The organism is Rhodopseudomonas sp. AAP120 (genome assembly GCF_001295845.1).
GTDB lineage: Bacteria > Pseudomonadota > Alphaproteobacteria > Rhizobiales > Xanthobacteraceae > Rhodopseudomonas.
The window spans coordinates 1-14,575 of sequence record NZ_LJIC01000051.1 but is presented as its reverse complement, the minus strand read 5'-3'; the positions used below and the strand labels follow the sequence as shown (position 1 = coordinate 14,575).

Annotated in this window: 15 protein-coding genes; 7 read left to right on the top strand and 8 right to left on the bottom strand. The window is 66.6% G+C overall.

What is annotated here, in order from left to right:
• Nucleotides 1-38 precede the first annotated feature (38 nt).
• A complete protein-coding gene (locus IP86_RS09050; protein ID WP_054162212.1) occupies nucleotides 39-332 on the top strand; it encodes a hypothetical protein in 294 nt (97 codons plus the stop codon).
• 15 nt (nucleotides 333-347) lie between these two features.
• Here IP86_RS09050 and IP86_RS09045 read toward each other — a convergent pair whose 3' ends face one another.
• The 3 genes from IP86_RS09045 to mtgA all read right to left on the bottom strand — a co-directional run bounded on the left by IP86_RS09045 (nucleotide 348) and on the right by mtgA (nucleotide 2,271).
• Nucleotides 348-1,007 (bottom strand): hypothetical protein, encoded by a 660-nt coding sequence (locus IP86_RS09045; RefSeq protein WP_054162192.1) that lies wholly within the window; start codon nucleotides 1,005-1,007, stop codon nucleotides 348-350.
• 263 nt (nucleotides 1,008-1,270) lie between these two features.
• Nucleotides 1,271-1,453 carry a 50S ribosomal protein L32 gene (gene rpmF / locus IP86_RS09040; RefSeq protein ID WP_011439415.1) on the bottom strand — a complete coding sequence of 61 codons (183 nt, stop codon included), beginning with the start codon at nucleotides 1,451-1,453 and terminating at the stop codon, nucleotides 1,271-1,273.
• Between the two features lie 137 nt (nucleotides 1,454-1,590).
• Entirely contained in the window at nucleotides 1,591-2,271 is a 681-nt protein-coding gene (gene mtgA / locus IP86_RS09035) for a monofunctional biosynthetic peptidoglycan transglycosylase (RefSeq protein ID WP_054162191.1), read from the bottom strand.
• A gap of 159 nt (nucleotides 2,272-2,430) precedes the next feature.
• Here mtgA and IP86_RS09030 point away from each other — a divergent pair, with 159 nt between their 5' ends.
• Both IP86_RS09030 and IP86_RS09025 read left to right on the top strand, forming a co-directional pair.
• The gene (locus IP86_RS09030) at nucleotides 2,431-3,357 is read left to right on the top strand and encodes a polyprenyl synthetase family protein (RefSeq protein WP_054162190.1); all 927 of its coding nucleotides are present in this window, start codon (nucleotides 2,431-2,433) and stop codon (nucleotides 3,355-3,357) included.
• A gap of 4 nt (nucleotides 3,358-3,361) precedes the next feature.
• Nucleotides 3,362-4,048, top strand: coding sequence for a DUF1345 domain-containing protein (locus tag IP86_RS09025; RefSeq protein ID WP_054162189.1), 687 nt, complete (start codon nucleotides 3,362-3,364; stop codon nucleotides 4,046-4,048).
• A gap of 8 nt (nucleotides 4,049-4,056) precedes the next feature.
• On the opposite strand, the gene IP86_RS09020 is transcribed toward IP86_RS09025, so the two are convergent.
• Together IP86_RS09020 and IP86_RS09015 are read right to left on the bottom strand one after the other, a co-directional pair.
• Nucleotides 4,057-4,500, bottom strand: coding sequence for a BLUF domain-containing protein (locus tag IP86_RS09020; RefSeq protein ID WP_054162188.1), 444 nt, complete (start codon nucleotides 4,498-4,500; stop codon nucleotides 4,057-4,059).
• Nucleotides 4,501-6,132: a putative bifunctional diguanylate cyclase/phosphodiesterase gene (locus IP86_RS09015; RefSeq protein ID WP_349509525.1), complete on the bottom strand. Its 1,632-nt coding sequence runs from the start codon at nucleotides 6,130-6,132 to the stop codon at nucleotides 4,501-4,503. It abuts the gene before it with no gap.
• A gap of 335 nt (nucleotides 6,133-6,467) precedes the next feature.
• Between IP86_RS09015 and IP86_RS09010 the strand changes: the two genes are divergently transcribed.
• On the top strand, nucleotides 6,468-8,048 hold the full coding sequence (locus IP86_RS09010) for a Na+/H+ antiporter (protein WP_082363899.1): 1,581 nt from the start codon (nucleotides 6,468-6,470) through the stop codon (nucleotides 8,046-8,048).
• Nucleotides 8,049-8,111: 63 nt separating this feature from the next.
• On the opposite strand, the gene ispG is transcribed toward IP86_RS09010, so the two are convergent.
• The 3 genes from ispG to IP86_RS08995 all read right to left on the bottom strand — a co-directional run bounded on the left by ispG (nucleotide 8,112) and on the right by IP86_RS08995 (nucleotide 11,013).
• Nucleotides 8,112-9,407, bottom strand: a complete 1,296-nt coding sequence (ispG, locus tag IP86_RS09005) for a flavodoxin-dependent (E)-4-hydroxy-3-methylbut-2-enyl-diphosphate synthase (RefSeq protein WP_054162186.1) — start codon at nucleotides 9,405-9,407, stop codon at nucleotides 8,112-8,114.
• A 72-nt stretch (nucleotides 9,408-9,479) separates the two neighbouring features.
• A complete protein-coding gene (locus IP86_RS09000; protein WP_054162185.1) occupies nucleotides 9,480-10,391 on the bottom strand; it encodes a DMT family transporter in 912 nt (303 codons plus the stop codon).
• Between the two features lie 133 nt (nucleotides 10,392-10,524).
• Nucleotides 10,525-11,013 (bottom strand): Fur family transcriptional regulator, encoded by a 489-nt coding sequence (locus IP86_RS08995; protein ID WP_054162184.1) that lies wholly within the window; start codon nucleotides 11,011-11,013, stop codon nucleotides 10,525-10,527.
• A gap of 215 nt (nucleotides 11,014-11,228) precedes the next feature.
• Between IP86_RS08995 and IP86_RS08990 the strand changes: the two genes are divergently transcribed.
• The 3 genes from IP86_RS08990 to IP86_RS08980 are packed head-to-tail and all read left to right on the top strand — an operon-like array spanning nucleotide 11,229 to nucleotide 14,466.
• Nucleotides 11,229-11,714, top strand: coding sequence for a MarR family winged helix-turn-helix transcriptional regulator (locus IP86_RS08990; RefSeq protein WP_054162183.1), 486 nt, complete (start codon nucleotides 11,229-11,231; stop codon nucleotides 11,712-11,714).
• Nucleotides 11,707-12,894 carry an HlyD family secretion protein gene (locus IP86_RS08985; protein WP_054162182.1) on the top strand — a complete coding sequence of 396 codons (1,188 nt, stop codon included), beginning with the start codon at nucleotides 11,707-11,709 and terminating at the stop codon, nucleotides 12,892-12,894. The genes IP86_RS08990 and IP86_RS08985 overlap by 8 nt, the downstream gene beginning before the upstream one ends.
• 3 nt (nucleotides 12,895-12,897) lie before the next feature.
• A complete protein-coding gene (locus tag IP86_RS08980) occupies nucleotides 12,898-14,466 on the top strand; it encodes a DHA2 family efflux MFS transporter permease subunit (protein ID WP_054162181.1) in 1,569 nt (522 codons plus the stop codon).
• Nucleotides 14,467-14,575: the final 109 nt, after the last annotated feature.

The following is a 14,575-nucleotide window of genomic DNA, read 5'->3' as shown; positions in this document are numbered from 1 at the left end:
GCGAGGCTGGCGTCCCGAAGCTGTGCAGGTTGAAGACGATGGCAGGCATCCGGATCGACCAAGACGATGAGGGCCACGGCTTCGAGCCGGCTGACGCCGTCGAGGCCGAGCTGATCGAGCCGGTCCCGGCCCCCGTGACGCCGTCGCAGCCGCGGATGCGTTACAATGACCGGCCGGTGCGGCCCTCGGCGAACTTCGTCGCCCAGTTGATGGCTATCGAAGGCGGATATCCGCAGACCCGCGGCGTATTCCGGGCGGAGCCGGATCAGGCTTCGGCGGCCTACCGGTCGGCGCGGGCCTATGCGGCCGGACGAACCCGGCGAATGTCCTGAGACAATTCTGATAGTTCAGCGCTGGGGCTGAGTGCCCGCTGCTTCGCCGGCCGGCTGCAGGGCCGGCGACTGGACGCTCGGCGACGAAGTGGTGGCCGACGCGGCGACGGGTTGTGGCCGGTCGAGCAGAACCGCTTCCGCAATCGAGGCCGCCGATGTCGAGGCGGCCGACGCCGATGAGGCTGTCGCCGGGGCAGCCGGCTGCGATGGTGCGGGGGCGGCCGGCGTCAGGGAGGGCTCCTTGCGGACCGTCTCCTCGGCTTCCACCGGCGGAGCCACCGGAGCTTCGCGGACGACCCGCGGCTGCGGACGACGGCGCAGCGCGATGCCGGCGATGACGTCCACGAGCATCAGCGTCGCCAGCAGGAACACCGTGGTGTTTGCGAACTGCGGCAGCATCACGAATTCGGCCACCGTGCCGCCGAGCACCAGCAGCGACAGCAGATGGTCGGTGACGTATTTGCCGCCGGGCTTGCCGGCCTTGATCACTTCGAACATCAGCAGCAGCGCGCCGAGTGCGACCAGCACGTCGCCGCCGGTCACCGACCAGACTGCTCCGGACGGCAGCGGAATTTGATACAGGGCTGCGTCGAAGCCGACGCCGGGCATCAGGAAAATGACGATGTTGCAGATCGCGATCGGGATCAGCAGCAGCGGGAAACCGATGATCGACATCCGCAGAGCCTGTTGTTCGGAAAGACCATGACCGGAGGCGTACCCGCCCGGCGGGCCGGAGGGCATTTCTCTAACGCAACAGTTGGAGCAGATTCGGGCGCCGGCGGCGATCAGCCGAGAGTCGCACCGTTCGGGCAAACGCGGCTTCGCGATCACGTCCGCCTGAGCGGTATCATCGCCAGAACCGCACCGGCGCAGTCATGTGCGCGGTGAGCCCGCAAGGTCGGCGCGGCGAGGCCGCGCCGATCGCGCCTGAGCGAGGCTCAGGCGTCCTTCTTCTTGATAACCTGGCGACCCTTGTACATCCCGGTCTTGAGGTCGAGATGATGCGGGCGGCGCAGTTCGCCGGAATCCTTGTCTTCAGCGTAGGTCGGGCGCTTCAGCGCGTCCGCCGACCGGCGCATGCCACGCCGCGAGGGCGAAGTTTTTCTTCTCGGAACGGCCATATCGTTGATCCTTGACGGGATTGATGTCGTCGTCCACGGCGGGACGGCCCGGCACTCGCGCGCAGGCGGAAAGCTAAGGCCGGGCTTATAACGGAAGCTGTGGAGGAACGCTAGAGCGCCCGGGCGCCTAAATCGCCTCAGACGCCGCTATTTTCGCGCCAGCACGCCTGCAATTCGGCCGACCTGGCTCGCGCCACATAGGTGGCGGCCAGTCGGCGGACGCCCGGTCCCGGTTTTTTAGCGCTGCGGATCCGCGGATTGGGCAGAATGGCGGCCATCAGCGCCGCCTCCTGCGGCGTGAGCCGGGCTGCCGAGCCGCCGAACGCGTAGGCCGCACCTGCGTCGGCGCCGAATTGTCCGTCCGGGCCCCATTCTGCAATGTTCAGATACAGTTCGAGAATGCGTTGTTTCGACAGCACGAAGTCGATCCACAGCGCCAGCGGAAACTCCAGCGCCTTGCGGACGACGCTGCGACCCGGCCACAGGAAAAGGTTCTTGGCGACCTGCTGGGTGATGGTGGAACCGCCGCGGGCGGCTTCGCCGTCCTGCATGTCGTCGATCACATCGCGCACCGAATCCCAGTCGATGCCGTGATGGATGCAGAATTTTGCGTCCTCGGCGGCGGCGACGCTGCGCGGCAGCGCCGGCGAAATCCGCTCGATGTCGATCCAATCGCGTGTCACCGGCCCGCCGGTCAGGCTGCGCCAGATCATCAGGGTCGAGACCGGATGGCCGGTGCTGTAGGCCAGCGTCAGCACGTAAGGCGCCGCGAGCAGCAGAAGCAGCACCAGGAATGCGGTTCGCACCAGGCGTCTCATCCGGTCCAGCCTCGCGCCGGTCCACTCCGAAGGGCAGCAATCGTCGCATCGCCCGGCATCGGTTCGGCTCCCTGCTGCGCCGCCCCGCCCTGCGCCGAATTGACGAAGACGGCGCCATGGTGAAATGGTCCGGCCGAATTTTATCTGGAGCACTTTCGAATGGCCACCGGCACGTCCACGATCGATTTCGCCAAACGTCTCGACGCCACCGCCGAGGAGACCGAAGCCTTGCTCGGGCGGCTGCTGTCCGACGACCTGCTGCCGGACGAGATTGCCCGTCCGCGCCGGCTGATGGAGGCGATCCGCTATTCGACGCTCGGCGGCGGCAAGCGGCTGCGTCCGTTCCTGGCGGTCGAGAGCGCCGCAGTGTTCGGGGCCGATCGCGCTGGCGCGCTGCTGGTCGGCGCGGCGCTGGAATGCATCCATTGCTATTCGCTGATCCACGACGATCTGCCGGCGATGGACAATTCCGATCTGCGCCGCGGCCGACCGACGCTGCACAAGGCTTATGACGACGCCACCGCGATCCTCGCCGGCGACGCGCTGCTGACGCTGGCGTTCGACATCATCACCCGCGACGAGGTGCATCACGACGCCAAGGTGCGGCTCGATCTCAACCGTGTGCTGGCGCGTTGCGCCGGGCTCGGCGGCATGGTCGGCGGCCAGATGCTCGATCTCGCCGGCGAAGGTCGGTTCGGCGACCGCGAGCCGGTCGATGTGGCAAAGTTGCAGCAGATGAAAACCGGCGCGTTGCTGCGCTACGGCTGCGTCGCAGGTGCAATTCTGGGCCAGGCTTCGGCCGATCAGTACCGCGCGCTCGACGATTACGGCCGCGCGCTTGGCGAGGCATTCCAGATCGCCGACGATCTGCTCGATGTCGAAGGCGATGCCGCGGCGCTCGGCAAGCCGGCCGGTGCCGACGCCGCGCTCGGCAAGACCACCTTCGTCACGCAGCTCGGTGTCGACGGCGCCAAGCAGCGGGTGCGCGACCTGATCGCGCGGGCCGACGAGGCGCTGGCGCCGTTCGGTGCCAAGGGCGACGTGCTGCGCGCCGCCGCGCGGTTCGTCGCCGAGCGCAAGAACTGACCGCATGAGCCGCGAAGCGCCCGAGGACAGCCGCCTCCTGCGCTTCCGCAAACTGCCGCGCGCGGTCCGTGTCGTATATTCGCGGCCGCGGATGTTCATCTCGATCGCGGTCGGCCTCGTCTCGGCGCTGCTGCTGCCGGCGTGGATGCGGCCGGTGACGCAGGCGCTGATCGCCTGGGACGTCTCGATCGTGGTGTATCTGACGCTGGCTTTCGCCATGATGGCGCGCTGCGGCGTCGACTACATCCGCCGCAACGCGGTGCTGCAGGACGACGGCCGCTTCCTGATCCTGCTGGTGACGGCGACCGGCGCGTTCGCCAGCATCGCGGCGATCGTGTTCGAACTCGGCGCCGGCCATCGCGGCTCGGCCGAGCTGGTACTCGCGATCGTCACCATCGCGTTGTCCTGGGCGGCGGTCCACACCACCTTCGCGCTGCATTACGCGCACGAATACTATCGCGGCAGCCGGGCCGGCGGTCTGGCCTTTCCGGGCGGTGATCAGGAAGAAGATGCCGATTATTGGGACTTCGTGTACTTCTCGTTCGTGATCGGGATGACCGCACAGGTGTCCGATGTCGGCATCACCGACAAGACGATCCGCCGGACGGCGACGGCGCATGGTGTGGCATCGTTCGTGTTCAATACCGCCCTGGTCGCCCTGATGGTCAATATCGCCGCCAGCGCGCTGTAAGCCCGGGATCAGCGGTCCTGGCCCGGGTCCTCGACGGCGAGCGTGCGGACGATGTCGAGCAGTCGTTTCGCCTCGGGCCGGTCGGCGCTGGCGGCGTCTTCGTCGCCGGCTTCGGCGAAGCGGCGATGCTCCTCGGGCGTGCGGCCGAGGAACGCCATCGGCCAGGCGCGAAATGCCCGCTCGGTTGCCGGTCCGAAGACCAGCACCTGAATGTCGCCATGCCGCTCGTCGCGCTGGATCTTCTCGAACACCATCTCCACAGCGCGGATCTCGCCTTCAAGAAGCTGCGCGAACAGCCCGCGATTGAACGCCAGCGCGCCGGTGACTCCGAGCCGTCGGTTGTCGCGCCGGGCCGAGAGCAGAATCGATTCGAGCGCCCGCGCCACTTGTTCGGCTGTGCCGTCGACTCGGTTCCTGCTCCAATAGATGCAGCGATACGGCCGGGTCGGCATTCAGGCGACCTTGGAACGGTCGCTGACGCTGGTCGGAGGCGCAGTCTTGCTGACGGCGAGAAACGCGATGACCTGCTCAGGCGGCAGCGGCCTGCTGATCAGGTAGCCTTGCACATGGGTGCAGCCGGCCGTGCTGATCCGTTCCATGTGCTCGGTGGTCTCGACGCCTTCGGCCACCGTCGCCATGCCGAGATTCTGGCCGAGCGACGCGATCGCCCGCACGATGGCGCGGTTGCCGGGATCTTCCGAGGTGCCGCGCACGAAGCTTTGGTCGATCTTGATCTTGTCGAACGGAAAGCTCCGCAGATAGCCGAGCGACGAATAGCCGGTGCCGAAATCGTCGAGCGAGACGCGCACGCCGGTGGCGCGTAGCCGCTGCAGCACGCCGAGCGCCGTGCCGCGCGCGTCGAGCATCACGCTTTCGGTGATCTCGAGCTCCAGCCGGCGCGGATCGAGCCCGCTGTCGGCGAGCGCCGACAGCACCGTAGTCGACAGCGCGCGATTGGCGAACTGCACCGCCGAGACGTTGACCGCGACGGTGATGTCGTCGGGCCAGGCGGCGGCATCACGGCAGGCCGTACGTAGGACCCATTCGCCGATCAGGCTGATCATGCCGGTCTCTTCGGCGAGCGGAATGAACTCCATTGGCGACACCGGGCTCCGGGTCGGCGAGTTCCAGCGCAGCAGCGCCTCGAGACCGGTGACGCGGCCGCTCTGCAGATCGAACTGCGGCTGATACACCAGCGCGAATTCGCGCAGCGCCAGCGCCCGGCGCAGATCGGTTTCCAGCGCGCGGCGCGCCCGCATCGTCTGATCCATGCTGGACTCGAAGATGCAATAGTCCGCGGCCCGGTCCTGCTTGGCGCGATTGAGCGCCAGATCGGCGTTCTTGATCACCTGGTCTGCGTCGGTCGTACCCTGCGTGAGCGGTGCGATGCCGACGCGGGCGCTGACCTCGATCAACTGGCCTTCCAGCATGTAGGGCCGGCTCAGCAGATCGCGCAGCCGCTGGGCCAGCGCGATCGCGGAGGCCGGTTGGGGCCGGTTCGACTGGATGATGCCGAACTGATCGCCGTACAATCTGGCGATCACGTCCTGGTCCGACACCGTGGCGCGGATTCGCCGGGCCACCAGACAAAGCAGAGCGTCGCCGATGTTGCGACCCAGCGCGTCGTTCACGGCCTTGAAGCGGTCGAGATCGATGGTCAGCAGGGCATGACTGTCGCGGCCCGGACCGGAGTCGTGGAGCAGGGCCTGCAGGCGTTCGCGTAGCAGCTGGCGGTTGCCGAGTTCGGTCAAACGGTCGGTGCGCGCCAGCTTGGCCTCGCGGGCGGAACGGTCGAACTGATCGGTGATGTCCTCGCAATTGACGAAATAGCCCGGCGGCAGCGCCATCACTTTGATACGCAGAGTGCGGCCATTGACCGTCAGCACCGGCTCTTGGTGAGCCGCTTCGCCCCAGCTCGCGATCTGCAGCCGTGCCAGCAGCTCGCTCGGCGGCGCGCCGCCGAACAGCCGCTCGAAGGCCGGGTTGGTCATCAGCACGCGGTCGTCCGGCGCGATCATCGCGAGGCCGGCATCGGAGGTCGCAAACACCGAGAGCGCCAGTTCAGCCGCCTGCTTCGACGACACCTGACGCGTCGAACTCCGCTTGCGTGAACGCGATTTTCCCGCCTGAGTAATAGAGTACACCGATCCCATGCAGGAACAAAGCGCCGTGAACCTTGCCAAAGGTATAACTGGTTATATCCCCGTCGGCCGAAAGTGAATTTGGGGTTATCGGGGCGCTGCAGACCTGACTTATCCTTGAATTAAATCGGCGGAACTGATCGTCGCGTCCGTCCGCTTCGCGGCCTCGATCACCGCCTGGTATCACTTGACGAGCCTTGGTGGCCGGGCGACAGATCATCACGGCCACCCGCCAACAACATCGCGGTCTCGTGGAAGCAAAATTCCAGATCTTTCTGATGCTTCTGGCGGTGCTGGCCGTCACTGCGCTGCTGGCGCGCCGGTTCAACGTTGCGCCGGCGATCCTGTTGCTGGTCGCGGGGATCGCGCTGGCCTTCATTCCCGGCATTCCCAGGATCGAACTGCCGCCCGAGCTCATTCTGCTGGTAGTGTTGCCGCCGCTGATCTACTCGGCCAGCGTCGCGATGAGCTGGCGTGAGTTTCGCGCCAATCTGCGCGCGATCGGCCTGCTGGCGATCGGCTGTGTGATCTTCACGGCCTGCGCGGTCGCGGCGGCGACGCACTATCTGCTGGGGCTGGACTGGAGCGTCGGTTTCCTGCTCGGCGCCATCGTGGCGCCGCCGGATGTGGTGGCCCCGCTGGCGATCGCCCGCAAGCTCGGGCTGCCGCGCCGGATCATCGTGGTGCTGGAAGGCGAGGGGCTGGCGAACGACGCCACCGCGCTGATCCTGTATCGCTTCGCGCTGGCGGCGATCCTGACCGGAATGTTCTCGCTGCCGAAGGCGTCCGGCACCTTCGTGGCAATTCTCGCCGGCGAGATCGCCTTCGGCGTCGCGATCGGCTGGCTCAGCCTGCGGCTGCGGCGCTGGGCGCGCGATTCACAGATCGAGATCACGCTGTCGCTGCTGACGCCGTACATCGCCTACTGGATCCCGGAGCATCTCGGCGGCTCCGGCGTGATCGCCACGGTGGCGTGCGGGCTCTACATCTCGTGGAACGGCCCCTTGATGATCTCCGCCGCCACCCGGCTGCAGGGCATCTTCTTCTGGGACCTGGTGATCTATCTGATCGAAGGCGTGCTGTTTCTGCTCACCGGCTTCGAGGTGCGGGCGATCGTCGAGCGGTCGAAAGGCGTTCCGTTCGACGAGCTTCTGGTGGCGACGTTGCTGGTCGCCGCGATCGTCATCGCGGCGCGGTTCGTCTGGGTCTATCCGGCGACCTACCTGCCGCATCTGCTGAGCGGGCGCGTCCGTGAGCGTGAAACCGTGCCGTCCTGGCGGGCGACCTTCGTGGTGGCGTTCACGGGGGTGCGCGGGGCGGTGTCGCTGGCGACCGCGCTGGCGCTGCCGTTCGCGCTGCCGGACGGCTCCGGCTTTCCGGATCGCGATCTGATCCTGTTCGTGGCGTTCGGCGTCATCCTGATCACGCTGGTCGGGCTCGGCCTGACGCTGCCGGCCGTCGTCAATGCGCTCGGCATTTCGCAAGTCGGCGAGAGCGAGCACGTCGTCGAGCATGAAAACGAGATTGCGGCGCGGCGCGAGGCGCTGGCCGCCGCGCTCAAGTCGCTCCGGGCCATGACCACCGACCGCGAACTATCGGCCGAGGTGGTGAAGCTGCTGAATGCGCGGCACGACATCCGCGCGCGCCAATTGCCGGCCTCGCTCGATGACGACGCCTATGCGGCGACCGCCAACGCCCGCGCGCTGGTGCGCGAGCTGATCGCGGCGGAGCGCAATTTCATCCATGCGCAGCTCCGCGATGGCAAGATCACCGACGAGGCGCGGCGCAGGATCGAGCGCGATCTCGATCTGGAGGAGGCCAGTCTGGCGAACCGGGAATGGCGCGGGGGCGCGGCTTAGGCGGCCCCAAAATAAAAGCGCGCCGGCATGCGGCGCGCTTTACGAACTCTGAAGTGTTGGCGCTTACTCCGCCGCCGGCACCATCTGGGCAGCGCCCGGCTTGGGAGCCGCGCCATAACGCTGTTCGATGTAGTCGATCACCAGCGCCTTGAAGTCGGCCGCGATGTTCTCGCCGCGCAGGGTGCGGAATTTCTCGCCGTCGACGAACACCGGCGCGGCCGGGGTCTCGCCGGTGCCGGGCAGCGAAATGCCGATATTGGCGTGCTTGCTCTCGCCGGGGCCGTTGACGATGCAGCCCATCACCGCGACGTTGAGGTTCTCGACGCCCGGATACTGGCTGCGCCAGGTCGGCATCTCGTCGCGGATGAAGTCCTGGATCGAGCGCGCCAGTTCCTGGAACGTGGTCGAAGTGGTGCGGCCGCAGCCGGGGCACGCCGCGACCAGCGGCACGAAGGTGCGGAAGCCCATGGTCTGCAGCAATTCCTGCGCGACCTGCACCTCCTTGGTGCGATCGCCGCCGGGCTCGGGCGTCAACGAAATCCGGATGGTGTCGCCGATGCCCTGCTGCAGCAGGATGCCGAGCGCCGCCGAGGAGGCGACGATGCCCTTGCTGCCCATGCCGGCCTCGGTGAGGCCGAGATGGATGGCGTAGTCGGAGCGTGCCGCGAGATCCTGATACACCGCGATCAGGTCCTGCACCGCCGAGACCTTTGCGGACAGGATCATCTTGTTCTTCGGCAGGCCGATCTCTTCGGCGCGGGCGGCCGACAGCAGCGCCGACTGCACCATCGCCTCGCGGGTGACGGCGCGGACGTCGCGCGGATTGGCGCTGGCGGCGTTCTCGTCCATCAGCCGGGTCAGCAGCTCCTGGTCGAGCGAGCCCCAATTGGCGCCGATCCGGACCGCCTTGTTGTTCTTGATGGCGATCTCGACGATGTCGGCGAACTGGGTGTCGCGCTTGGCCTTGAAGCCGACGTTGCCCGGGTTGATGCGATATTTGTCGAGCGCCTCGGCGCAGGCGGGGTATTCGGCCAGCAGCTTGTGGCCGATGTAATGGAAGTCGCCGATCAGCGGCGTGGTCAGGCCGAGCTTGCGCAGGCCGTCGCGGATATGCGGGACGGCGGCGGCAGCCTCCTCGCGGTCGACCGTGATCCGGACCATTTCGGAGCCGGCGCGGGCCAGCGCCGCGACCTGCTTGATGGTGCCCTCGATATCCGCCGTGTCGGTGTTGGTCATCGACTGCACGACGATCGGCGCGCCGCCGCCGACGGCGATGTCGCCGACCATGACCTGAGTGGTTTTGTGCCGCGGCGCGGGGCCGGCGACGTCGTTCAGCAGCGGATTTTCGAGCTTGTTCATGGCGTCCAAATATCAGGTTTCGATGACATTCAGCAATCGATCAATCGGCGCAGGAACCCTGCGGCGGCGGCATCAAGCGGTCCTCGCCGGGCGGTTGACCAGATACAGACCGGCAATCACCAGCAGCGCCGCGAAGCCGAAAGCCGGGGTCAGCGGGTCGTGCATGATGACATAGCCTGCCACCACCCCGAATAAAGGGGTAATGAATGAAAAAGCCGACAATTTGCTGGCCGAATAGACCTTCACCAGGCTGAACCAGAGCAAAAACGTCAGGCCGACCACCCAGACCGACTGGTAGGCCATCAGCGTCAGGGCGCCGGGACTGGGCATTTTGGCGATGGATTCGCCCGAAAGCAGCGCCGCCCCGAACAGGATCGGGATCGAAACAGCGATCTGGTAGGCCAGCCCCTTCTCGGCTGGCGCTTTCTGCAGCCGGCTGGCCTTGACGATCAGGGTGGTGGCGCCCCACAGCGCGCCGCCGCCGACCAGCATCAGGTCGCCGAGCAACACCTTGGCGTCGACATCCGGCTGCGGCACGCCGATCGCGAGGGCGACGCCGGCGAAGCTCAGCCCCAGGCCGGTCCATTGCAGGGCGCTCAGCCGCTCGCCCAGGAAATGGTAGGAGCCGAGCGCCACGATAAACGGCGCGGTGTAGAGGAAAACGACGCCGCGGGTCGCCGTGGTCAGCATCAGGCCACGGTAGATCAAGACGAATTCGAGCCCGAACAGCAGGCCGGCGAACAGCCCGGCCTTCAGCGTGCCGTCGCGCTGGAACAGCTTCACGCCGCGCGCCCAGGCGATGATCAGCAGCACCCCCATGCCGATCACGGAGCGAATCGCCGCCTGCAGGAATGGCGGGATCTCCGGCAGTACCAGCTTCACCGCGATCTGGTTGAAGCCCCAGCTGAAGCAGCACACCAGCATCAACGCGATCGCACCCGCGGACAGCGGCCGGGCGACCGACCCGCCTACCGGTTGCGCCATCGGACCAGCATCGGCGAGCGGACCACATCAACGATCAAGGATGACATCGCGCCTCCGGCTTTTCGCCGTGTTGCTTCGGGCGCACTCGCGAGGCGAGCAGCGCTCCTCCCTATCGTTTAACGGGTAGACCGCGTCAGTCTGATTGGCAATGCCCGCAGGTGCCGGTGATCTCCACCACCGAGAGCTTCGGCGTGAAGCCGGTCTGGCGTGCCGCCTCGCTCAGGCTCTGCGCCACAGTGGCTGCCGGGATCTCGCCCACCGAGCCGCAGCTTTCGCAGATCAGGAATGCAACCGCAGAGGCGTCGTCATGCTCACGGCCGCAGGCGAGAAACGCGTTGCGGCTTTCGATCCGGTGCACCAGCCCGTTCTGCATCAGGAAGTCGAGCGCCCGATACACCGTGATCGGCGCCGGGCGCGGGATCACCCGCGCCAGTTCCTCGATCACCTCGTAGGCGCCGAGCGGACGATGGCTCGACAGCAGCGCGCGCAGCACGTGTCGCCGGATCGGAGTCAGGTTCTGGGACCGGTCGGCGCAGACCCGCTCGGCGTGCTCGAGGCCTTCGGTGGTGCACCGGTCGTGGTCGTGACCGGGGGCCGGGAAGGCCGGCTTCAAAGCTGTCATCCGTGGACCTCAACGCTGCAGCAGGCCGCGGTCCCCGGCGCGGCTGCAATCAGAGTTAGTCTACGCGGTCGGCGCCGACAAGTCTCGCTGGCGGGCGGCAGCAGCCGCGCTAGTTGCGAGCCATGCGCGCGTCACAACGCCTCATGCGGACAATGATACTGCCCGAAATCATGAGCTAGCTTACTTTATCGCAAGCTTAGGGAGCGAGACGTCCGATGACCCGCGGGTCCGCCGATCAGCATTTCCTGTTCACGCTGGCGGAGGTGCAGCGCGTGCTGCGTGCCTACGCGGACCGCCAGGCGGCACGCCACGGCATCACCCGTGCCCAATGGGCGGTGTTGGCCAAGGTCGAGCGCTGCGAGGGCATGAAGCAGTCCGAGCTCGCAGAGCAGATGGATCTGCAGCCGATTACGCTGACGCGGCTGATCGACAAACTCTGCGACAACGGCTGGCTGGAGCGCCGCAGCGACGACAGCGACCGCCGCGTCAAGCGGCTGTATCTGCGCAAGGCCGCCCGTCCGCTGCTCGCCAAGCTCGCCGGGCTGCGCTCCGAAATCACCGCGACGGCGCTCGCCGGCATCAGCCCGTCGGACGCGCACCGCCTGCTGACGCAGCTGGAAACCGTCAAAGAGAACGTTCGCGCCGCCATTCAACAATCCTGTCAGACGGACCAGACCCGAAAGGAACAGCGCTATGGCTGATCCCGTCCTCAAATTCCCCGCCGAGCAGAAGGGGGCGTCGGGCGACGCCGCCGTGCCGGTCGGGCAGGGGCCGAAGCGCGGCCTCGGCGGCACACTGCGCCGCTATCGGCGGCCGCTGCTGTTGGTGGTGCTGCCGATCGTGGCGCTGATCGGCGGCATCGCGTTCTATCTGTCGGGCGGCCGCTACGTCACCACCGACGACGCCTATGTGGGCGCCCAGAAGGTGCTGATCACGCCGGACGTCGCCGGCAAGATCGTCGAAGTCACCGTCAAGGAAGGCCAGCGCGTCAAGCAGGGTGACGAGCTGTTCCAGATCGATCCGGTGCCGTTCCGGCTCGCGGTTGCGCAGGCGCAGGCCAAGCTCGCCGATGCCCGGACCTCGTACAACAATCTGCGCTCCAACTATAAGATCTACGGCGACACCATCGACCTGCTGGACGCCGGCATCGCGCTCAAGCTGCGCGACGTCGAACGCAAGTCGACGCTGGTGAAGAATCTGTCCGGCTCGATGCTCGATCTCGACAACGCCAATTCGGCGCTCGTCACCGCCAAGGCGCAGCTCGAGCTGGCCAAGCAGGCGCGCGACTCGGCGCTGAACCAGCTGCTCGGCGATCCCGAACTGCCGCTCGACAAATTCCCCGCTTATCTGCAGGCCAAGGCGGCGCTCGACGACGCGCAGCGCAATCTCAATCTCTCGACCGTGCGGGCGCCGATGAACGGCACCGCCACGCAGGTCGACAACATCCAGCTCGGCCGCTTCGTCGCCGCCGGCACGCCGGTGTTCAGCGTTATCGACACCACTGCGCCGTGGGTCGACGCCAACCCGAAGGAAAGCGACTTCACTTACGTCGCGGTCGGCCAGAAGGTGACGCTCGACGTCGATGCCTTCCCGGATCATCAGTTCGTCGGCACGGTGTCGTCGCTGAGCCCCGGCACCGGCGCGCAATTCGCCGTGCTGCCGCCGCAGAACGCCACCGGCAATTTCGTCAAGGTGGTGCAGCGCGTGCCGCTGCGGATCGCGTTCGACAACAATGACGCGATGGTGCGCAGGCTGAAAGCCGGCATGAGCGTCAACGTCTCGATCGATACCAATCACCACCGTTCGCTCGCCGGCCTGTTCGGCTTCGGCCCGGCCAAGGCGGCGCAGCCGGAGCACGACGACGCCCACGAGGCGAAGTAAGCGATGTCGAGCGCTGCCTCTTCGGCTGCGGTCCCGGGATTCCGCCGGACCATGGTGACGATCTGCGCCATGACGGCGACGATCATGCAGGCGCTCGACACGACCATCGCCAACGTCGCGCTGCCTTATATGCAGGGCTCGCTGTCGGCGTCGCAGGACCAGGTCAACTGGGTCCTGACCTCCTATATCGTAGCCGCCGCCATCATGACGGCGCCGGTCGGCTTCATCGCCGGCCGGTTCGGCCGCAAGCGCATCTTCATCATCTGCGCGGCCGGCTTCACCGCCGCCTCGGTGATGTGCGGCCTCGCCCAGGACATCACCCAGATGGTGCTGTTCCGGCTGCTGCAGGGCGTGTTCGGTGCCGCTCTGGTGCCGCTGTCGCAGACCGTGATGCTCGACATCTACGCGCTGCACGAGCGCGCCAAGGCGATGTCGATCTGGGGCATGGGCGTGATGCTCGGCCCGATCATGGGCCCGTCGCTCGGCGCCTGGCTGACCGAGACCTATTCGTGGCACTGGGTGTTCTTCGTCAATCTGCCGTTCGGCATCGTCACCGTCGCCGGGCTGATGCTGTTCATGGACGAAACCGACCGCAACAGCGACATGAAGTTCGACTGGTTCGGCTTCGCGGCGCTCGCCGTCGGAATCGGCTCGATGCAGCTCGCGCTCGATCGCGGCGAACAACTCGACTGGTTCGAATCCAAGGAGATCATCACCGAGGCGATCGTGGCGGTGGTCGGCTTCTACTACTTCTTCGCGCACTCCTTCACCACGCCGCGGCCGTTCATCCAATTTGCCATCTTCAAGGACAAGAACTTCATCGGCGGTGCCATCTTCATGTGCGTGATGGGGTTGGTGCTGTATTCGACCATGTCGCTGTCGTCGCCCTATCTGCAGAACGTCATCGGCTATCCGATCCTCACGGCCGGCTTGCTGCTCGCCACGCGCGGCTCGGGCACGTTCGTGGCGATGATGCTGGTCGGGCGGATCATGCGGTTTATCGAGGCGCGCACGCTGATCATGTCGGGCATGACGCTGCTCACCGTGACGATGTATTTCACTACGCGCTGGACCGATCAGACCGGCGTTCCGGAGTTCATTATCGTCAGCGTCGCCCAGGGCTTTGGCCTCGGCCTGGTGTTCGTGCCGCTGTCGACGGTGGCGTTCCTGACGCTGCCCGGCCATCTGCGCACCGACGGCACCGCGATGCTGACGCTGCTGCGCAACGTGGCGAGCTCGGTCGGTATCTCGATCGTCATCGCCAAGCTGAGCTCGAACACCACCATGGCGCACGCCGTCTTGGTCGAGCACGTCACGCCGTTCAACAACGCGCTGCAGATGCCGAACGTCGCCAGCGTGATCAATCTCGCCACCGACACCGGCAAGGCGATGATGGACGCCATCGTGACGCTGCAGGCCTCGATCATCGCCTTCAGCCTCGACTATCAACTGATCATGATGGTGACGCTGTGCGCGGTGCCAATGGCGCTGATTATCGGCTCGTCCAAGAAGGCGCTGCAGGCGATGGCGACGAAGCCCGGCGCCGACGACCATCCGGCCGTGATGGAGTGAGGTACTTCACCTCTCCCCGCGTGCGGGGAGAGGTCGACCCGGCCTAGCGCAGCGGAGCCGGGGCGGGTGAGGGGGCGTCTCAACGCAGACAAGACTCGGTGCCCGCGTC

Excerpts from the sequence above, each read along its gene's own strand:
- IP86_RS09050 (WP_054162212.1), top strand. The coding sequence starts at position 39 with ATGGCAGGCATCCGGATCGACCAAGACGATGAGGGCCACGGCTTCGAG.
- IP86_RS09045 (WP_054162192.1), bottom strand. The coding sequence starts at position 1,007 with ATGTCGATCATCGGTTTCCCGCTGCTGCTGATCCCGATCGCGATCTGC.
- rpmF (WP_011439415.1), bottom strand. The coding sequence starts at position 1,453 with ATGGCCGTTCCGAGAAGAAAAACTTCGCCCTCGCGGCGTGGCATGCGC.
- mtgA (WP_054162191.1), bottom strand. The coding sequence starts at position 2,271 with ATGAGACGCCTGGTGCGAACCGCATTCCTGGTGCTGCTTCTGCTGCTC.
- IP86_RS09030 (WP_054162190.1), top strand. The coding sequence starts at position 2,431 with ATGGCCACCGGCACGTCCACGATCGATTTCGCCAAACGTCTCGACGCC.
- IP86_RS09025 (WP_054162189.1), top strand. The coding sequence starts at position 3,362 with ATGAGCCGCGAAGCGCCCGAGGACAGCCGCCTCCTGCGCTTCCGCAAA.
- IP86_RS09020 (WP_054162188.1), bottom strand. The coding sequence starts at position 4,500 with ATGCCGACCCGGCCGTATCGCTGCATCTATTGGAGCAGGAACCGAGTC.
- IP86_RS09010 (WP_082363899.1), top strand. The coding sequence starts at position 6,468 with ATGCTTCTGGCGGTGCTGGCCGTCACTGCGCTGCTGGCGCGCCGGTTC.
- ispG (WP_054162186.1), bottom strand. The coding sequence starts at position 9,407 with ATGAACAAGCTCGAAAATCCGCTGCTGAACGACGTCGCCGGCCCCGCG.
- IP86_RS09000 (WP_054162185.1), bottom strand. The coding sequence starts at position 10,391 with ATGGCGCAACCGGTAGGCGGGTCGGTCGCCCGGCCGCTGTCCGCGGGT.
- IP86_RS08995 (WP_054162184.1), bottom strand. The coding sequence starts at position 11,013 with ATGACAGCTTTGAAGCCGGCCTTCCCGGCCCCCGGTCACGACCACGAC.
- IP86_RS08990 (WP_054162183.1), top strand. The coding sequence starts at position 11,229 with ATGACCCGCGGGTCCGCCGATCAGCATTTCCTGTTCACGCTGGCGGAG.
- IP86_RS08985 (WP_054162182.1), top strand. The coding sequence starts at position 11,707 with ATGGCTGATCCCGTCCTCAAATTCCCCGCCGAGCAGAAGGGGGCGTCG.
- IP86_RS08980 (WP_054162181.1), top strand. The coding sequence starts at position 12,898 with ATGTCGAGCGCTGCCTCTTCGGCTGCGGTCCCGGGATTCCGCCGGACC.